The organism is Streptomyces globisporus C-1027, assembly GCF_000261345.2.
GTDB lineage: Bacteria > Actinomycetota > Actinomycetes > Streptomycetales > Streptomycetaceae > Streptomyces > Streptomyces pakalii.
Map to the genome: position 1 here is coordinate 2125553 of NZ_CP013738.1, position 16598 is coordinate 2142150.

General features: G+C 72.3%; 18 protein-coding genes. 10 read left to right on the top strand and 8 right to left on the bottom strand.

What is annotated here, in order from left to right:
• Nucleotides 1–51 precede the first annotated feature (51 nt).
• From WQO_RS09330 to WQO_RS09345, 4 genes are all read left to right on the top strand, one after another.
• Nucleotides 52–639: a class I SAM-dependent methyltransferase gene (locus WQO_RS09330; RefSeq protein ID WP_237274208.1), complete on the top strand. Its 588-nt coding sequence runs from the start codon at nucleotides 52–54 to the stop codon at nucleotides 637–639.
• Between the two features lie 95 nt (nucleotides 640–734).
• Nucleotides 735–1613 (top strand): N-acetylmuramoyl-L-alanine amidase, encoded by an 879-nt coding sequence (locus WQO_RS09335; RefSeq protein ID WP_010057586.1) that lies wholly within the window; start codon nucleotides 735–737, stop codon nucleotides 1611–1613.
• A 167-nt stretch (nucleotides 1614–1780) separates the two neighbouring features.
• Nucleotides 1781–2641, top strand: coding sequence for a DUF5336 domain-containing protein (locus WQO_RS09340; protein WP_058953930.1), 861 nt, complete (start codon nucleotides 1781–1783; stop codon nucleotides 2639–2641).
• 115 nt (nucleotides 2642–2756) lie between these two features.
• The gene (locus tag WQO_RS09345; RefSeq protein ID WP_010057583.1) at nucleotides 2757–3767 is read left to right on the top strand and encodes an LLM class F420-dependent oxidoreductase; all 1011 of its coding nucleotides are present in this window, start codon (nucleotides 2757–2759) and stop codon (nucleotides 3765–3767) included.
• Nucleotides 3768–3789: 22 nt separating this feature from the next.
• On the opposite strand, the gene WQO_RS09350 is transcribed toward WQO_RS09345, so the two are convergent.
• The gene (locus tag WQO_RS09350; RefSeq protein WP_010057582.1) at nucleotides 3790–4569 is read right to left on the bottom strand and encodes a maleylpyruvate isomerase family mycothiol-dependent enzyme; all 780 of its coding nucleotides are present in this window, start codon (nucleotides 4567–4569) and stop codon (nucleotides 3790–3792) included.
• A 116-nt stretch (nucleotides 4570–4685) separates the two neighbouring features.
• On the opposite strand from WQO_RS09350, the gene WQO_RS09355 reads away from it, so the two are divergent.
• A complete protein-coding gene (locus tag WQO_RS09355) occupies nucleotides 4686–5141 on the top strand; it encodes a hypothetical protein (RefSeq protein ID WP_010057581.1) in 456 nt (151 codons plus the stop codon).
• A 13-nt stretch (nucleotides 5142–5154) separates the two neighbouring features.
• Here the strand turns inward: WQO_RS09355 and WQO_RS09360 are convergent, their stop codons facing one another.
• Nucleotides 5155–5730 (bottom strand): hypothetical protein, encoded by a 576-nt coding sequence (locus tag WQO_RS09360; protein ID WP_010057579.1) that lies wholly within the window; start codon nucleotides 5728–5730, stop codon nucleotides 5155–5157.
• A 128-nt stretch (nucleotides 5731–5858) separates the two neighbouring features.
• Between WQO_RS09360 and WQO_RS09365 the strand changes: the two genes are divergently transcribed.
• Nucleotides 5859–6149: a hypothetical protein gene (locus tag WQO_RS09365; RefSeq protein ID WP_010057578.1), complete on the top strand. Its 291-nt coding sequence runs from the start codon at nucleotides 5859–5861 to the stop codon at nucleotides 6147–6149.
• Nucleotides 6150–6172: 23 nt separating this feature from the next.
• Here the strand turns inward: WQO_RS09365 and WQO_RS09370 are convergent, their stop codons facing one another.
• From WQO_RS09370 to WQO_RS09380, 3 genes are all read right to left on the bottom strand, one after another.
• Complete coding sequence (locus WQO_RS09370; protein ID WP_058953931.1) at nucleotides 6173–7246, bottom strand: prenyltransferase/squalene oxidase repeat-containing protein; 1074 nt, start codon at nucleotides 7244–7246, stop codon at nucleotides 6173–6175.
• Nucleotides 7243–7974 carry a class I SAM-dependent methyltransferase gene (locus WQO_RS09375; protein ID WP_010057576.1) on the bottom strand — a complete coding sequence of 244 codons (732 nt, stop codon included), beginning with the start codon at nucleotides 7972–7974 and terminating at the stop codon, nucleotides 7243–7245. The genes WQO_RS09370 and WQO_RS09375 overlap by 4 nt, the downstream gene beginning before the upstream one ends.
• Before the next feature lie 88 nt (nucleotides 7975–8062).
• Nucleotides 8063–9376, bottom strand: coding sequence for a glycosyltransferase family 4 protein (locus WQO_RS09380; RefSeq protein ID WP_010057575.1), 1314 nt, complete (start codon nucleotides 9374–9376; stop codon nucleotides 8063–8065).
• A 263-nt stretch (nucleotides 9377–9639) separates the two neighbouring features.
• Between WQO_RS09380 and WQO_RS09385 the strand changes: the two genes are divergently transcribed.
• On the top strand, nucleotides 9640–10251 hold the full coding sequence (locus WQO_RS09385; protein ID WP_010057574.1) for a TetR family transcriptional regulator: 612 nt from the start codon (nucleotides 9640–9642) through the stop codon (nucleotides 10249–10251).
• Here WQO_RS09385 and WQO_RS09390 read toward each other — a convergent pair.
• From WQO_RS09390 to WQO_RS09400, 3 genes are all read right to left on the bottom strand, one after another.
• Complete coding sequence (locus WQO_RS09390) at nucleotides 10217–10915, bottom strand: 4'-phosphopantetheinyl transferase family protein (RefSeq protein WP_010057573.1); 699 nt, start codon at nucleotides 10913–10915, stop codon at nucleotides 10217–10219. The genes WQO_RS09385 and WQO_RS09390 overlap by 35 nt on opposite strands.
• Entirely contained in the window at nucleotides 10912–11163 is a 252-nt protein-coding gene (locus tag WQO_RS09395) for a hypothetical protein (protein ID WP_010057572.1), read from the bottom strand. Before WQO_RS09395 ends, WQO_RS09390 begins: the two co-directional genes overlap by 4 nt.
• A 68-nt stretch (nucleotides 11164–11231) precedes the next feature.
• Nucleotides 11232–12095, bottom strand: coding sequence for a class-II aminoacyl-tRNA synthetase family protein (locus tag WQO_RS09400; RefSeq protein ID WP_010057570.1), 864 nt, complete (start codon nucleotides 12093–12095; stop codon nucleotides 11232–11234).
• Between the two features lie 329 nt (nucleotides 12096–12424).
• Between WQO_RS09400 and WQO_RS09405 the strand changes: the two genes are divergently transcribed.
• Genes WQO_RS09405 through WQO_RS09415 form a run of 3 tightly spaced genes read left to right on the top strand, consistent with a single transcriptional unit; the run spans nucleotide 12425 to nucleotide 16598 of the window.
• Entirely contained in the window at nucleotides 12425–13531 is a 1107-nt protein-coding gene (locus tag WQO_RS09405; protein ID WP_029182002.1) for a phytanoyl-CoA dioxygenase family protein, read from the top strand.
• Nucleotides 13513–14829 carry a DUF6271 family protein gene (locus WQO_RS09410; RefSeq protein ID WP_010057567.1) on the top strand — a complete coding sequence of 439 codons (1317 nt, stop codon included), beginning with the start codon at nucleotides 13513–13515 and terminating at the stop codon, nucleotides 14827–14829. Before WQO_RS09405 ends, WQO_RS09410 begins: the two co-directional genes overlap by 19 nt.
• Nucleotides 14826–16598, top strand: a complete 1773-nt coding sequence (locus WQO_RS09415; protein WP_010057565.1) for a condensation domain-containing protein — start codon at nucleotides 14826–14828, stop codon at nucleotides 16596–16598. Before WQO_RS09410 ends, WQO_RS09415 begins: the two co-directional genes overlap by 4 nt.

The window sequence follows — 16598 nt, forward strand, 5'->3', positions numbered from 1 at the left end:
GCCGGACCCGGGCCGGAGATCCTCGCCGCGTTCGAGGCCGCCAAGGGCTTCATGCCGGTCCACGAGGGCCTCGCCCTGTACGCCGCCGCCACCGGGGCCGGTGCGCTCGGGCTGCCGCTGCTGGAGGTGGGCACGTACTGCGGGCGCTCCGCGATCCTGCTGGCGGACGCGGCGCGGAGTGCCGGGGTGACCGCGCTCACCGTGGACCACCACCGGGGCAGCGAGGAGCAGCAGCCGGGCTGGGAGTACCACGACCCGAGCGTGGTGGACCCGGAGGTCGGGCTGATGGACACGCTCCCCACCTTCCGCCGCACCCTGCGCCGGGCCGGACTGGAGGACCACGTGGTGGCACTCGTCGGGCGTTCCCCGCAGGTCGCCGCCGTGTGGAGCGGACCGCTCGGGCTCGTCTTCATCGACGGCGGGCACACCGACGAGCACGCGAACGCCGACTACGACGGCTGGGCCCCGCATGTCGTGGAGGGCGGGCTGCTGGTGATCCACGATGTGTTCCCGGACCCGGCCGACGGCGGGCAGGCCCCGTACCGGATCTACCGGCGGGCGCTGGCCTCCGGGGCGTTCACGGAGGTGTCGGTGACGGACTCGCTGCGCGTGCTGCGCCGCACGGGCGCCGGGATCTGAGCCGTACGGCACCGGGACCGGACTGGGCCCGGGCGCGGGTCGGTCCGGGCGCCGGGATCTGAGCCGCCGGACGGCCCGATGGGTAGCATCGCCGCGTGCCGTACGACGACTGCCCTCCCCCCACCCGCCGCGCCCGGCCCCTGTCCGTGGCCGCCGCGCTGGCCGCCGTATGTCTGACCGCCGCCGGATGCGGCGGCGGTCCGGAGACCGGCGAGGCCGGGCCGGCCTCCCCCCGGCCGGGCGCTGACGCCGCCACTTCGGCGGCCCCGACGCCGACCGGGAAGCAGCCGCTGCCGAAGGGCCGGCTGACCGGCCGGACCGTGGTGATCGACCCCGGTCACAACCCCGGTAACCGCGATCACACCCGGGAGATCAACAAACAGGTCGACATCGGCACCGGCCGCAAGGAATGCGATACGACCGGAACGGCCACCGACGACGGTTACGCGGAGGCCCGGTTCACCCTGGACGTCTCCCACCGGCTGCGCGCACTGCTGGAGACCGAGGGCGCCCGGGTCCGGCTGACGCACGACGCGGACCGTCCGTTCGGGCCGTGCATCGACGAGCGGGCCCGGATCGGGAACGAGGCGAAGGCCGACGCGGTGGTCTCGGTGCACGCCGACGGATCCGCGGTGGGCAACCGGGGCTTCCATGTGATCCTGCCCGCCGGGGTCAAGGGCGGCGGGGCCGACACCTCGAAGATCGTGAAGAGTTCCGCCGATCTCGGCGCGAGGATCGCGGGGCACTTCGCCCGTACAACCGGAAGCGCGCCTTCCAATTACATCGGCGGAAATACCGGCCTGGACACCCGCGATGATCTCGGTGGACTGAATCTGTCGACCGTGCCCAAAGTGTTCGTCGAATGCGGCAATATGCGTGATCCGAAGGACGCCGCGCTGCTCACCGCTGCGAGTTGGCGGCAGAAGGCGGCCCAGGGACTGGCCGACGGCATTGCCGACTACCTGAAGGGGTAGTTCTGCGGTGATATTGGGGGGATAACCGTTCATGATCCGGGCTCGGGAGCAACCCGCCCGGGCAGACGATAGATTCATCCGTACGATGGGGAGCCGCTCCCGAGCTTCGAGCCGCACCGGCGGCAGCGACGACCGCCCCGACGAGACGACCGACTAAGGACCTTCACGTGAATATCCGATCCCTCACACGAGGCGACGGCGTGGTGATCGGAGCAGCGGTCGTGCTGTTCATCGCCTCTTTCCTCGACTACTCCAGCTACTGCCCGCAGGGCATCGACTGCTCCCGGATCGACAACCCGAACGCCTGGGACTCGCTCGGCATCCTGATGAGCGTCTACCTCGCCGGCGTCATCGCGGCGGCGCTGGTGATCGTCAGCCGTGCGATGCCCGGCCGCAAGGTCGTCGGGCTGGACCTCGGCCAGTTCGGTGCGGCGCTCAGCGTCTTCGCCCTGTGGACCGCCTTCTGGACGATCCTCGACATCAGCAGCGCCGGTGCCGGCCTGATCCTCGGCCTGCTCGCCACCATCGTGCTCGCCGGTGCCGCGATCGCCGGACCGCTGGTGCCCTTCCTCAAGTCCCCGCTCCTCAGCCCGTCCGCCCCGGCGCAGGGCGTGCAGGGCGGCCAGCAGCCGTACGGTGCGCAGCCCGGCCAGGGCTACGGCTTCCCGGGCGGCCAGCAGCAGGCGCCGTACGGCGCCCAGCCGAGCCAGGGTTACGGCTACCCGGGCGCGCCCCAGCAGGGCCAGCCCGCCCAGGCCGACCCGGCGCAGGCGCAGCAGGCCCAGGCCCAGGCGCAGCAGCCCGCGCAGGGCGGCGCGGCCCCGGCGGGTGACTTCGCCCCGTTCTGGTTCGCCGTTCCGGTGGCGCGTCCGCTGTACGGCGAGGACGGTTCGCCGAACCCGATCGCCGAGCTGGCGCCGGGCACCTGGTACCTCGCGGTGGAGCAGCGCGGCCAGAGCCTGATCGCGCAGACGCAGGACGGCCGCCGTGGCGTCCTCCAGGACACCACGGGCATCCAGCGCGGCTGATCCCCGACGCGTACCCCGCGGCCCCTCGCCCTTCCGGGCGGGGGGCCGTTGTCGTACAGTCCAACCCGCACCCAACGCTTCTGACGCATCGTCAGTCACGGCTGGAGGGAACGGTATGCGGCTCGGACTCGCGCTCGGCTACTGGGGCCGCGGCCCGGACCCGGGCCAACTCGCCCTGGTCCAAGAGGCGGAGCGGCTCGGCTACGCATCGGTGTGGACGGCGGAGGCCTGGGGCTCGGACGCCTTCACACCGCTGACCTGGATCGCCGCCCAGACCTCGCGGATCCGGCTGGGGACCGGCATCGCGCAGATGGCGGCCCGCACCCCCACAGCGACGGCCATGCACGCGCTGACCCTGGACCATCTCTCCGGCGGCCGGATGCTGCTGGGCCTCGGCCTGTCGGGGCCGCAGGTGGTGGAGGGGTGGTACGGGCGGCCGTTCCCGAAGAGCCCGCTGACGGCGACCCGGGAGTATGTCGAGGTGATCCGGCAGGTGCTGGCGCGGCAGGGGCCCGTCGAGCTGGCGGGCCGCTTCCACTCCCACCCGTACGCCGGTCCGGACGCCACCGGGCTCGGCAAGCCGCTGAAGCCGATCACGCATCCGCTCCGCGCCTCGCTGCCGGTCCTGCTGGGGGCGGAGGGCCCGAAGAACATCGCGCAGACGGTGGAGATCGCGGACGGCTGGCTGCCGCTGTACTGGTCACCGCTGCGCACCGATGTCTACGAGACCTCCCTCACCGGGCTCCGGGAGGGGTTCATGGTCGCGCCGATGGCCCGCGCGCACGTCTGCGACGACGTGGCCGAGGGGCTGTGGCCGGTGAAGGCGATGCTCGGCTTCTACATCGGCGGGATGGGGCACGCGGTCCGCAACTTCCACGCCGACCTGATGGCCCGCATGGGGTTCGAGGAGGAGGCCCGGCGGATCCAGGAGCTGTTCCTCCAGGGCCGCAAGGAGGAGGCGGTGCGGGCGGTGCCGGACGCGTTCGCCGACGAGATCTCGCTGATCGGGCCGCGCGCCCGGATCGCGGAGCGGCTGGAGCTGTGGCGCACGGGCCCGGTGACGGATCTGCTGGTCACCGCCCCGGACCCGCACACGCTGCGGGTCCTGGCGGAGCTCAACTCCTAGGCGGGACGGCTCGACAGGACGCTCAGCCGAACGAGGACCGGTCCAGCCAGAAGTCCAGCAGCGCCGCGTCGCCGAGCACCTCGACCCGTGAACTGGTCGGCTCCAGGCGGCGGTTGAAGACGAGCATCAGATCGGTGAGCGTGCCGCGCAGCGCGACCGTGGCCTTCTCGTGCGCGCGCCGCCAGGTGAAGCGGTCCTCGCCGAACTCGATCAGCCACTCCGCGCCGGGCACATCGGTGGCGTGCAGATGCAACGACCGCCCGCCGCCCCGCAGGTCCGCCGCCTCCGGGTCGCCCTCCTCCTGGGCCAGGGCGACGATGCCGAGCCACTCCTCGATGGTGTCGGCGGCCACCTCGGCGTCGACCTCGTACGGGGCGCGGGCGGCGAGCGCCGCGTCCGCCCGGTGCACGGCCGTCTCGTGCGTCATGCGGCGCGCCCAGAAGGCCGTACGCTGCTCGGTCACCCACGTCCACACCTCGGCGTCCGGCCCCGCCTCCCGCAGCGCAGCCGCGGTGGCGGCCGCGCCTTCGGCGAGCCAGGCGTCCAGCGCGGCCGGGTCCTCACCGTCCGGCCCCTCGAAGCCGGGCACCTTGTCCTCCGGGAACTCCTCGGAAGCCCGGGTCCGGACGATCTCACCGACCCAGCGGTGCGCGCCGCCGGCGTGCACCGCGAGCTCGCGGAGGGTCCAGTCGGGGCAGCTGGGGACGGTCACGCCGAGATCGGCACCGGTCAGCACCGCGCGCAGGGCGTCGGTCTGGGCCAGGATCTCGTCGCAGTAGCGGTCGTGGGAGAGAGACGTCATGCGGCACCTTAACCGGCGGCACCTGGGATGATCATTCCGATATCCGCCGGTCGTCGCCCCGCTCACCGACGGAATAATGACGCCGCCATCTCGAAGAAGGGCTACGCGACCCCCTGATGCGCTTCTCCTCCGACGATCTCGTCTGCCGCATCGCCTGCAATCTGGAGCAGGTGCACACCGCCGACGAGGCGATGCGTGCCTGGCTGCCGCTGGTCTCCGAGCTCCGGCCGGTCTCGGCGGCGTTCGAGGCGGCCCATCCGGACGGTCTGCGCCGGGGCTACCTGGCCGACCTCCTCGTGGTCCTCCCCCTCCCGGAGGACCGGGCCACGGGCGGCGGGAGCACCCGGAGCCGGCTGCTCGCCGCCGTGGACGCGCTCGCCGTCCGGCTCGGCCTGGACCCGGCGGACTTCGAGACCGACGAGGACGGCGCCGGCGGAGCACTGAAGGCGAAGGACGAGCAGGACGGCTCGCCCTACGGCGCGTATCTGGTGCTCGCCCTGACCGGTGCGGACCCGCTGAACCCCGACGGCGAGGAGAAGGACTGCGAAGACACGGGTGAGGACCTGCCCTGACCTCCGCGTGCCGCTAGCCGGTCAGCTGGGAGGTGGAGGGAACCTTGTCCTTCACCTCGGCGCCCGCGTCCTTGCCCGCGTTCTTGATGCTGTCGATGACGCTCTCGAACGCTCCCACGTCGCCCTCCCCCGCCTCGCCCTTGCGGAGCTTGGCGCCCAGCCCCTTGAGCGATTCGATCCCGGCGGTGAGCGGGGCGACGGCCTTCGACAGCAGCGGGTCGCCCTTGGCGTTCTCCGACGCGGCCTTGAGCCGGTTGTAGGCGAACCCGCCCGCCAGGCCCGCCTTGACGAGGGCGAGCCTCCGCCCTTCCGCGCCCTTCTTGAACGTTCCGGCGCGGTACGGCTTCACGATCCACTGGTACGTCGCCCCGGCCGCCAGGCCCGCGTTGGCGACGAACCGGGTCTTGGCGAGCCGTTGCTTCTCGGCGGTGGCGGACACGGAGACGGAGGGGCTCGCAACCGCCGAGGCGCTCGCGGCGTTGCCGCCCGAGGTGTCGTCGGAGTCTCCGCACGCGGTGGCGCTCGCCACCAGGGCGCAGGACAGCAGCAGCGCGGCCAGGGTGCGGCCAAGCGGTACGGAACGGGGCACGGCGGGGCCTCCTGACCGAGAGTGACGAATCTCGACACTCCCGCCCAGACTCACCCGTTCCTCAGGGGGCGGCCACCCGGCGTGGGCCGTCCGGGTTTCACCCTGCGTAAAGCGGCAACCAGAGTTCCATGTCTCCCAGAACCCGTTCAGGTAGCAGCTCAGCGGCACGCGTGATAGCCGTCGTGGCCGACATCTTGGCCTTCATCATCATCCTGTGGATCCTGATGTACTTGCTCGACGCCAACCGCGGCAACGACTTCGTGCAGTGGGTGCACGACGCGGCCCGCTGGCTGGCCGGCTGGTCGTACGACCTGTTCACGTTCGACAAGACGTGGGCGAACGTCGTCGCCGGCTACGGTCTCGCGGCCGTGGTCTACCTCTTCATCGGGCATGCCGTGGCGGGCCGGATCCGTCGCTGAACCGGCACCGCCCCAGGCGGTGTTCAGCGGCAGCAGTCCGGCTCCAGGCCGACCGGCAGCCGCTCGCCCCCGAAGACCGCGGTGGTCGCCTCGTCCCCCCCGAGCGCGGCCACCGCGAGCAGCAGGGAGCCCGCCGTCCAGGTGGTCAACTCCTCGGGCCAGACGGCCTTGTCGCCCTCGAAGACGTACCCCGTCCAGTACAGCCCGCCCTCGGCGCGCAGATGCTGGATCGACTGGAGGATCTCCAGGGCCCGGTCCGACTCCCCCGTCGCCCAGAGGGCCAGGGCGAGTTCGCAGCTCTCGCCGCCGGTCACCCAGGGGTTGGGCAGCACGCAGCGCACCCCGAGGCCGGGGACGACGAAGCGGCCCCAGCCCTCCTGGATGCGGGCGGTGGCCTCGGCCCCGGTGACGGCGCCGCCGAGGACCGGGTAGTACCAGTCCATCGAGTAGCGGTTCTTGTCGAGGAACCGCTCGGGGTGGTTGCGGATCGCGTGCGCCAGCGCCCCGGTCGCCAACTCCCAGTCGGGCTGCGGCTCCTCGCGGCGCTCGGCGATGGCCAGCGCACAGCGCAGCGCCTGGTGGATCGAGGACGATCCGGTCAGCAGCGCGTCGTTCACCGGGGTGCCGTCGGGCTCCCGCTTCCAGCCGATCTGGCCGCCGGGCTGCTGGAGCCGGAGCACGAACTCGACCGCCGCGTAGACCGTGGGCCACATCCGGTCGACGAACGCGTCGTCGCCGGTGGCGAGGTAGTGGTGCCAGACGCCGACGGCCACGTACGCGCAGAAGTTGCTCTCCAGGCTCCGGTCCGTCGGCTGCTGCGGATCGCCGTCGTGGTAGGCGGCGTACCAGGAGCCGTCGGCGTTCTGGTTGCGGGCGAGCCACTCGTAGGCGCGGGCAGCCGCCTCGTGCTCGCCGGCCGCGTCCAGGGCCATCGCGGCCTCCGTGTGGTCCCACGGGTCGAGGTGGTGCCCACGGAACCAGGGCAGCGCCCCGTCCTCCCGCTGTACGGCGGCGATCGCGGCGACCGTCTCGGCGGCCTGAGACACCGTCAGAACACCCGGCAGAACGAGGTGTTCGGTCTGTTCGGGAGTGCTCACGCCTCGGCCTTCGGCAGGTGCGGCTTGGTGGCGTACGCGACGAAGCTCTTGCCGACGACCGGGTTGAGAAGCTGCTCGGCGATCCGGGTCGCGAGCGGCTTCTTCATGATGTCCCAGACCAGCAGCTTGTGGTACGCCCGCACCGGCAGGGCCTTGTCGTTGTCGACGCCGAAGGCGCACTTGAGCCACCAGTACGGCGAGTGCAGGGCGTGCGCGTGATGGGTGCCGTACGGCTTGAGCCCGGCCTCGCGGATCCGGGCGAGGAGCTGGTCGGCCTTGTAGATGCGGATGTGGCCGCCCTCGACCTCGTGGTACGCGTCGGAGAGCGTCCAGCAGATCTTCTCGGGGCCGTAGCGCGGGACGGTGATCGCTATCCGGCCGCCCGGCTTGAGCACCCGGACCATCTCGGCGAGGACGCCCTTGTCGTCCGGGATGTGCTCCATGACCTCGGAGATGATCACGACGTCGAAGGAGTCGTCGGGGAACGGCAGGTTGAGGGCGTCGCCCTCCATCGCGGTGGCGGTGGCGCCCTCGGGGGCCTCGCCGGCCTCCTTCATCGCGGCGAACCACTTGGCGACCTCGCGGATCTCATCGGCGTTCTGGTCGAGGGCGACGACCTGCGCTCCGCGCCGGTAACACTCGAAGGCATGCCGGCCGGCACCGCAGCCCAGGTCGAGCACTCGGTCGCCGGCGGCGAGCGGGAAGCGGGTGAAGTCGACGGTCAGCACGAGGGCCTGCCTTCGAGGTCGGAGGTACGGGTGGTGACGAGCGGGTCCGCGGTCGCCCGGGGGCGCGCGGCCACCCGGGAGTCCGCGGTCACCTGCGGACTCCGCGGGCGATGATCGCCTGACGGTACAGCTCGGCCGTTCCGGCGGCCGCCCGGGCCCAGGTGAAGTTGGCCAGCACCCGTTCGCGGCCCGCCGCGCCGAGCCGGGCGCGCAGCTCCGGGTCTGCCAGCAGCCGGGCCAGCGCACCGGCCAGCGCGTCCGCGTCGCCGGGCGCCACCGCGAGGCAGGTCTCCCCGTCGCGGCCGGAGACCTCGGGGATCGCCCCGCCGGTGGTGGCGACGAGCGGGGTGCCGGTGGCCATGGCCTCGGCGGCGGGCAGCGAGAAACCCTCGTACAGCGAGGGCACGCAGGAGACCTGGGCGCTGCGCACCAGGTCGACCAGCTCGGCGTCGCTGATGCCCTTGACGAACTCGACGGCGTCCGCGAGCCCGTGCCGTTCTATCGCGCGGGCAACCGGCCCGTCCTCGGCGCGCTTGCCGACGACGACGAGGTGGGCGGCGGGGTTCTCGGTGCGGAGCTTGGCGAGCGCGTCGACGAGGTGGACGAGGCCCTTGAGGGGGACGTCGGCGCTGGAGGTGGTGACGATGCGGCCCGGGACCTCGGGGACGGAGGGGTCGGGCGACCACAGGTCGGTGTCGGCGCCGATGTGGACGACGCTGATCCGGTCCTTGCGTACGCCGAGGTCCTCGACGATCTCGTCGCGGGAGGAGCCCGATACGGTGAGGACGGTGTCCAGCTTGCGGGCGACCCGCTTCTGCATCCGCGTGAAGGCGTACCAGCGGCGTACGGAGGCACGCCGGCGACGGCTGGTCGCGGCGGCCAGGTCGAGCCTGCGGTCCACGGTGATGGGGTGGTGGATCGTCGTCACCAGCGGGGCCCCGAGGTCGCCGAGGAGCCCGTAACCGAGGGTCTGGTTGTCGTGGACGACGTCGAACTCGCCGCGCCGTGCAAGCAGATGGCGGCGGGCGCGCAGGCTGAAGGTGAGCGGTTCCGGGAAGCCGCCGGTCCACATGGTGGCGACCTCGGCGAGGTCGATCCAGTCGCGGTACTCGCCCCGCTTCGGGGTGCGGAAGGGGTCGGGCTGCCGGTAGAGGTCGAGGCTGGGCAGCTCGGTCAGCGGGACGCCCTCGTCGAGCACCGGGTAGGGCTGGGCGCCGATCACCTCGACGCTGTGGCCGAGGCGCGCCAGCTCGCGCCCGAGGTGGCGGACGTACACGCCCTGGCCACCGCAGAACGGATTGCCCTTGTAGGTGAGGAGTGCGATGCGCAACGGCCGGTCGCCGGTCCCGGCGATGCTGCCGTCGCCCGTGCGGGGGCCTGTCTCCACGGCCTCAGCGGTCACCCTCGGCCCCCTTCTGACTGCTTGTTCGCCGGAGCGTAACCGGTCGCGCTAATCTAGAACAAGTTTCAGACTCAGCTGAACAAGTTTCATACTTGATCGCTCGACGTGCATCGAATCTACCGGCAGGTAGCGGCGGCGGAACGGCCGGATCAGGTGATTCGCGCCACGACGGACGCCCTGGCATGCTGTCCGCGCCCGGACCGCCCGCTTCGCCCGTCCGGGTGGATCAAGCCATGGATCGTGGATCGTGGAACGGGGACAGCATGACCGCGGACGCCAGACCGGCAGCGCCTGCGCTGACCGAGCGCCAGGAGGCCCGGCGCCGCCGCATCCTGCACGCCAGCGCCCAGCTGGCCAGCCGGGGCGGGTTCGAGGCGGTGCAGATGCGGGAGGTGGCCGAGGCCGCCGGGGTCGCGCTGGGCACGCTCTACCGCTACTTCCCGTCCAAGATCCACCTGCTGGTCGCAACCATGCAGGACCAGCTCCAGCATCTGCACACCACGCTCCGCAAGCGCCCGCCGGCCGGTGACGACGCGGCCCAGCGGGTGGCCGAGACGCTGATGCGGGCTTTCCGTGCCCTGCAACGCGAACCGCACCTCGCGGACGCCATGGTCCGCGCCCTCACCTTCGCCGACCGCAGCGTCAGCCCCGAGGTGGACACCGTCTCCCGGCTCACCACGGCGATCATCCTGGACGCGATGGGCCTGGAGCATCCGACGCCGGAGCAGCTCTCGGCGGTCCGGGTCATCGAGCACACCTGGCACTCGGCGCTGATCACCTGGCTGTCGGGCCGGGCGTCGATCGCCCAGGTGAAGATCGACATCGAGACGGTCTGCCGCCTCATCGACCTGACGGCGGAGCCTGACGGAGACTGAGCGACGGCAGGAGGGCCCCGGCGGCTCCGTCCGCACCGGCGCCCCTGTCCGCCCAGTCGGCTCCGGTGGCCCCGTCCGCTCCCGCCAGGGCCACCACGGCCGCGCGGCGCCGGTCCGTCCAGACGGTCAGCCGGACGTCGTCTCTCCCCGCCTTGAACAACGCCTCCCGCCGGACCCACAACCGCAGCAGCGCCGGACCGGGATCCGGCTCGGCGCAGGCGGCGTCCACCTCGTCGTGCGGCAGCAGCCTCCGCAGTACGGAGACGGGCCCCGGCCGACGCGTCAGGGGCTCCACATCGATACCGACCGGGCCCGGCCCGGCCACCGCCGCGGCCAGTCCGTCGGCATGGCTGAGACTGGCGCCGAGCCCGGGGTGGTCCGGAAGGTACGGCCGGCCGTGCCCGTCCCGCCCGCACCCGGGGCAGCGCTGGGCCGGGGTGACATCCCGGGGCGGCAGCCCGGTGACCCGGGAGGCGCACAGCCGCAGCAGCAGCCGGGCCGCCACCACGTCGTCGCGCCGGGCGGGCACCCGGATGCCCACGAGCCTGCGCCGCTCCCACGGGGCGAGCAGGTCCTCGTCCAGCTCCGGGTGGGCCAGCACCTCGGCGGTGGTGGCGACGAGCGCCACGGCGGCCGCGCCCACCCGACCGGGGCCCGAGCTCACCCGGCCGGGACCTCCGCGTGGCCGGCGGGGTCGAGGAAGCGTTCCTTGACGCGGGCGAGGGTGCGGAAGTCGTCGATGGTGACCTCCTGCAGATCGATGCTGCTGCCGGAGATCTCCTCCAGGAGATCGACGAACTCCAGGAAGTCCATGGAGTCGATGAGGCGGGCTTCGATGAGGTCCTCGTCCACGCCGATCGGGCCGTCGAGGCCGGGGTTCTTCTCGTGGAGCCACGCTGTGACCTGGTCCATGGGGGAAATCGCTCCTCTTGCTGTTCTGGTGACCGAACCGTTCCGGCGGCCGGCGGACGGGGTGAAGGTCAGGAACCGGTGACGGCGGCCCGGAGCCGCTCCAGCGCCTGCTCGGCCGTGCCGTGGGCGAGGATCATCGCGTGCACCCAGCGCTCGACGCCGAAGGCGACGCAGGAGCTGTACGCGGGCCCGTGGGAGCCGGCGCGGATGGAGAGCCGCTCGCCGAAGAAGTTGCGGTGCCGGTTGACGGAGGCGATGGCCGTACCGTCGGGGGCGCTGTACTCGTACTTGACCGGGTCCAGTGCCATCAGGCGGGCCCGCGACCCCCCGTTGTCGTAGAACGGGTCGTCGGCCGCCGCCCGGGTCAGGGTCAGGCCGAGCCGCCTCGCCACCTCCTGGACGAACTCCCCTCCCCGTGCCTGGTGTTCGGTCGCCCCGTCCTTGGTGCCGAGATAGATCACCTCACGCATGTGGAACCCCCACAGGCGGCGCAGGCCGTCGTAGTGGGTCTCGTTGCGGAAGCAGCGGCCGACCGCCGAGAGCCGCAGCCCGTCGTCGCCGACGTCCTCGCCCTCCAGGGAGAGCAGCAGGCCGTAGCAGGTCGCGGACGGCAGCACATGGCCGGTCGGCTGGAGCGGCAGATCCTGGGGCGAGCCGCCGGAGGCCAGACCGTCGAGCGCGTCCGGGCCGAACCTCCCTGCGGATACGCCGAGATGGGGGAAGTTCCGGAAGAAGTCCAGCCGCGCAAGGCCGTCGACGGAGAGCAGGGGCGGCCCCACCACTTCGGGGGCGGAGAGCTGTACGGCCAGGCCGGTCAGCAGGTCGTCCAGACCCCGCAGCAGGGCGGTGCGGACCGGGTCCAGCGTGATCAGCCCGGCGCCGGGGCTCTTCAGCTCGATGTCCGGCAGGGCGGTGATGCTGGGTGTGTTCATGGGACCGCGTCTTTCTGAAAAGCGGGTTGACAGGTCGTCACGAACCCGACCACGCCCTTGGACACTAGGCCTGTCGCTCACCTGTTGTCTAGACCAAAATAACCGAACGCCAGGCATCGGTTCCATGGCTACCGGGCACAGGACGGCACGCCATATCCCCATATGTACCGGGCACTTGACAGTCTGGGCGGTCTGGACCAATCCTGCTGATCGACGTGGTCACGGCTCCTCGCACCACGGCACTGCCATCCGTCCCGCCGACCGTGGCGACCCCGCTCCCCCGGGGTCGCCGCGCGGCCGGCCGAGGAGAAGAACCTGCCATGAACCTCATGACGACCCCCGCCCCTCGCCGTCGGCCCCGCCTGCACCGCGCGGCCTCCGACATCCCGTACTTCAGCGCGGACGGCGAGGCCTACCTCGCGCAGACGGCCCTGCGGGAGCTCGACAAGTCCCGTCCGCTGCGGGTGCTGTCCGAGGAGGACTTCGCCCACTGGCAGACGTACGGCTACGTCATCGTCCGAGAGGCGATACCGGCGGCGACGGCGCGCCGACTGCTCGACTTCACCTGGGAGTTCCAGGGTCTGGACCCGGAGCGGCCGGAGAGCTGGTACGAGGACCGGCCACTGCGCTCCGAGCTGGACCAGCAGCTGCACATCTACGGCTTCGTCGAGGCGTACCACCACCAACTCCTCTGGGACAACCGGCAGTCGCAGCGGGTGTACGACGCCTTCGTCGACGTATGGGACTGCGAGGAGCTGTGGGTCACCCTGGACCGGCTCAACCTCAACCCGCCCAACCGGGGCAACCGAGACCGCGCCCTGATCGAGGCGACGGACCGGGGCTTCGACATCGAGCTGCACTGGGACATCGACACCACGCTCGCGGTGCCGCCGCAGCGGGTGCAGGGCATCATCGCGCTCAACGACACCCGGCCGGAGACGGGCGGCTTCCAGTGCTGCCCGGAGCTGTTCCGCCAGTTCGACGCCTGGAAGGTCGCCCAGCCCGCGGACCGGGACCCGTTGCGCCCGGCGATCGACCGGGACGAACTCCCCGTCGTACGGCCGGATCTGCGCCCCGGTGACCTGCTGATCTGGAACGGTCTGCTCGCCCACGGGGTGGCCCGCAACCTCTCCGAGAACGGGGTGCGGGCTGTGCAGTACCTGTCGATGATGCCCGCCCTGGAGGAGCACGAGCGGCTGCGCAAGTCCCGGGTGGAGTCCTGGCGCCATCTGCGCACCCCGCGCTGGAACCGCACGCTGGTCGGCGACCCGGTGCTGCCCGAGTCCAAGCGCTACCCGACGGCCGAGCTGAACCCGCTGGGCAGCCGGCTGCTGGGGCTGGCCTCCTGGCAGGACCCGGTCGAGGACGCCGGGAACGCCGGGAACACAGCACCCGCCGCGCGGAGCGGGGAGCCTTCGTGCGCCGCGTCTGCCTGACCCTGCCCACGCACCGGGCGTGCACCGGGACGATCACGGCGATCGCCGAGGAAGCGGCTTACGGAGCAAGGGAATTCGGGGTGGGGGTACACCTCCTGATCCTGGACTCCTCCCCCGAGCCGGTGCTCGCCGCACACCGGAAGGCGGTGGCGGCGCTGCCCGGGACGCCGGGGGTGACCGTCCACCACCTCGACGAGGACGAGCAGCGGGCTTTCCTGCGCGAGGTGACGGCCCGGTCCGCCGGGGATGCGGCTTCCGCGGACCGGCTGCTGGAGCTGATGCTGCCCTCCCGCGTCTCCTACGGGGCGTGCACCAACCGGGCGTTCCTCATCGCCCAGGCCCTGGGCTGCACGTCCGTCCACCGCCGGGATTCCGACAGCCGCTACCAGTACGCCGACGGCGAGCCGGTCTTCCCCCTCCACCAGGAACTCACCTACCTGGGCCAACGGGCGTACGAGGTAAGGAAGTCGGCGGCGAGGAGCAAGCTGCCGCCGGGCTCGGGAGACCGGCGGGTGGCGGTGGCGGGCGGCTCGTTCGTGGGCGAGATGTCGGTGGACGTCGCGGAGATCCGCGACCTCGACCCGGACACGTACGGCGAACTGGTCGGTCTGTCGCTGCCCGATGGCTCCCCGGCGATCTGGCGCGACCACCTGATCGACGCGTCGTTCCGGGGCGCGGGGAACGGGACGTTCGACGGCGACCACGCCACGCTCGCCCCGATCAGCCCGATGCGCGTGGACATGTGCAACGTGGCGCTGGACCACGAGGTCTACCGCCGGGTGCCGCTGCCGCCCGCCACGGACACCATCGGCACGGACTACTTCCTGCTCCACCTCACCCACGACGCCCGGTTGCCCGGCCTCCAGCACAACCGGCACATCGTGAACTTCCATACGGAGGAGCGGCGTACGGACGCCGGGTTCCTGGCGTACCAGGTCCGGTTCGCGAAGTTCCTTCTGGCGAAGGCGTATCTGAACACGGTGTACGCGAGGACGACGGCGGCCGGTGACGCGCTGCTCGACGCGGAGGGCCGCATCCGGGCGTCGGCGGTGGCCGGCTTCGTCCGGGACAGCGTGGACCTCGACCGTACGGACGTGGCCCGCCGCCTGGACGTCATCGACCGGGCGTACCGCCGGCTCGGCGGCCGCTACACGACGGTCGCGGACACACTCACCGACGGCCGCTCCCGCCTCCTGGACGAGGCCCGTGACGACATGGCCGACTTCGCGCACCTGATGGACCACTGGGAGGCCCTGACCGGTGCGAGCGCCGAAGCGGGCCTGGCCGTGACCCGATGACCCCGACCCCCGCCGTCGGCAAGGACACCATGCACCAGAACCCTCCGCCTCTCACCACGACCACGGTCACCGTCGCCTACACGGGCGGTGACGAGCGCCGGGGCCCCGTCACCATGGGCCAGGCCAACATGATCCGCTGCATCCTGCGGGACGACCCGACCCACATCAACATCCACGATGTGTGGCCCGTCCCCGAGGGCACCACCTCGGCGGCCGTCACCGACGCGCTGCGCGCCCTGGCCGTACGGCACGAGGGGCTGCGCACCACCTTCCCGCACCCGCCGGGCACCGCACCGGTCGACCAGGTCGTGGCGGCGGAGGGCACGTTCACGGTGACCGTGCTCGACCACGCCGAACTCACCGGCGACCCGGCGGAGTACGCGGAGTCGGTGGCGCGGGCGGCCCGGGCCGGGCGCTTCGCCCTGGAGCGGGAGTTCCCGGTGCGGATCACTCTGCTCACCGTGGCCGGACAACCGGCCTACGTGGCGCTGGCGTTCAGCCACGCGGTGGCGGACGGCAGCGCGATGGCCATCCTGCGCGAGGAGTTCGCCGAACTGCTGGCGGGCAAGGAGCTGCCGGGGCTCACGTCCCTGCCCCCGGTCGACCTGGCCGCCGTGGAAGCCTCCCCGGCCGGGCTGCGGAAGTCGGAGGCGTCCCTGCGGTACTGGGAGCGGATCCTCCGCACCGGGCCGCAGGAGATGTTCGCGGAACCGCGCGGCAGGAGGCCGGGGACCGACGAGGAGGCCCGGCAGCTGACGCTGCGCTCGCGCCGGGGCGGCCGGGCGCTCGCCGGGGCGGCCCGCCGCACCGGGCACCCCGAGGCCACCGTGCTGATGGCCGCCTGGTGCGCGCTGGTCGCCCACCGGGCGGGCCAGGACAGCTGTGTCACCGCCGTTCCGAGCGCCAACCGGTTCCACGCGCGGGTCGCCCGTTCGGTGACCACGACGTCCCAGGACGCGCTGCTGCACCTGGACGTCCGGGTGGAGACGTTCGACGCGCTGGTCACGCGGACGTGGGGCGCGGTGCTCAACGCCTACCGGCACAGCCAGTTCGACTCCGTACGGCTGTGGGACATGATCGACCGGGTCACCGCCGAGCGCGGCAGCCACTTCGGCCGGGACGTGGTGTTCAACGACGTGAGCGCCCTGCCCGCCCCGCTCCTGGGCACGGACGCGCAGGACCGCGACGACGCCGAGCAGGAGCTGACGTGGGGGCCGCCCCAGGCACTGCCGACCCGGCTGCTCGCCTTCACGTACCGGACGGCGCCCCAGCTCCACATCTCCCTGTGGGCCGCCCCCTCGGTCTTCACCGCCGACGAGGCGGAGGGCTTCCTCTCCGGGCTGGTCCTGCTCCTGGAGGCGGCCGCCGCCGGGGACGTGCCGATGGAGGCGCTGGCCGAGGTGACGGGGGTCCGCCCCGCCGAACGCGGGCCCGACTGGCTCCGGGTGGACGGCTGCTGGGTCTCCCCCGACGCGGTGCGCGAGACCCTCGGCCGGGCGGTGGGCGGACTGCCGGTGCGGGTGCAGGTGACCGAGGCGTCCGGCGCGGAGCCGTACCTGACGGCGTACATCGCCCGCGGCGAAACCCCGTTGACACCCACCGAGGCCCACCGGGCGCTGACCGCCCTCATCCCGGCCGCCGGTTCGGGGGTCCTGGCGCCCCACCGCTACGTACTCGTGGAGAACCCACCCGCCGAGCCGGACCGGAGCGACGCATGGCGTCGACTGAACACCATCGATGAAGGGACCGGCAGAAGCCGGCAGGTGTGA

Excerpts from the sequence above, each read along its gene's own strand:
- WQO_RS09400 (WP_010057570.1), bottom strand. The coding sequence starts at position 12,095 with ATGAACACACCCAGCATCACCGCCCTGCCGGACATCGAGCTGAAGAGC.
- WQO_RS09415 (WP_010057565.1), top strand. The coding sequence starts at position 14,826 with ATGACCCCGACCCCCGCCGTCGGCAAGGACACCATGCACCAGAACCCT.
- WQO_RS09395 (WP_010057572.1), bottom strand. The coding sequence starts at position 11,163 with ATGGACCAGGTCACAGCGTGGCTCCACGAGAAGAACCCCGGCCTCGAC.
- WQO_RS09355 (WP_010057581.1), top strand. The coding sequence starts at position 4,686 with ATGCGCTTCTCCTCCGACGATCTCGTCTGCCGCATCGCCTGCAATCTG.
- WQO_RS09405 (WP_029182002.1), top strand. The coding sequence starts at position 12,425 with ATGACGACCCCCGCCCCTCGCCGTCGGCCCCGCCTGCACCGCGCGGCC.
- WQO_RS09385 (WP_010057574.1), top strand. The coding sequence starts at position 9,640 with ATGACCGCGGACGCCAGACCGGCAGCGCCTGCGCTGACCGAGCGCCAG.
- WQO_RS09345 (WP_010057583.1), top strand. The coding sequence starts at position 2,757 with ATGCGGCTCGGACTCGCGCTCGGCTACTGGGGCCGCGGCCCGGACCCG.
- WQO_RS09365 (WP_010057578.1), top strand. The coding sequence starts at position 5,859 with ATGTCTCCCAGAACCCGTTCAGGTAGCAGCTCAGCGGCACGCGTGATA.
- WQO_RS09330 (WP_237274208.1), top strand. The coding sequence starts at position 52 with ATGCCGGTCCACGAGGGCCTCGCCCTGTACGCCGCCGCCACCGGGGCC.
- WQO_RS09350 (WP_010057582.1), bottom strand. The coding sequence starts at position 4,569 with ATGACGTCTCTCTCCCACGACCGCTACTGCGACGAGATCCTGGCCCAG.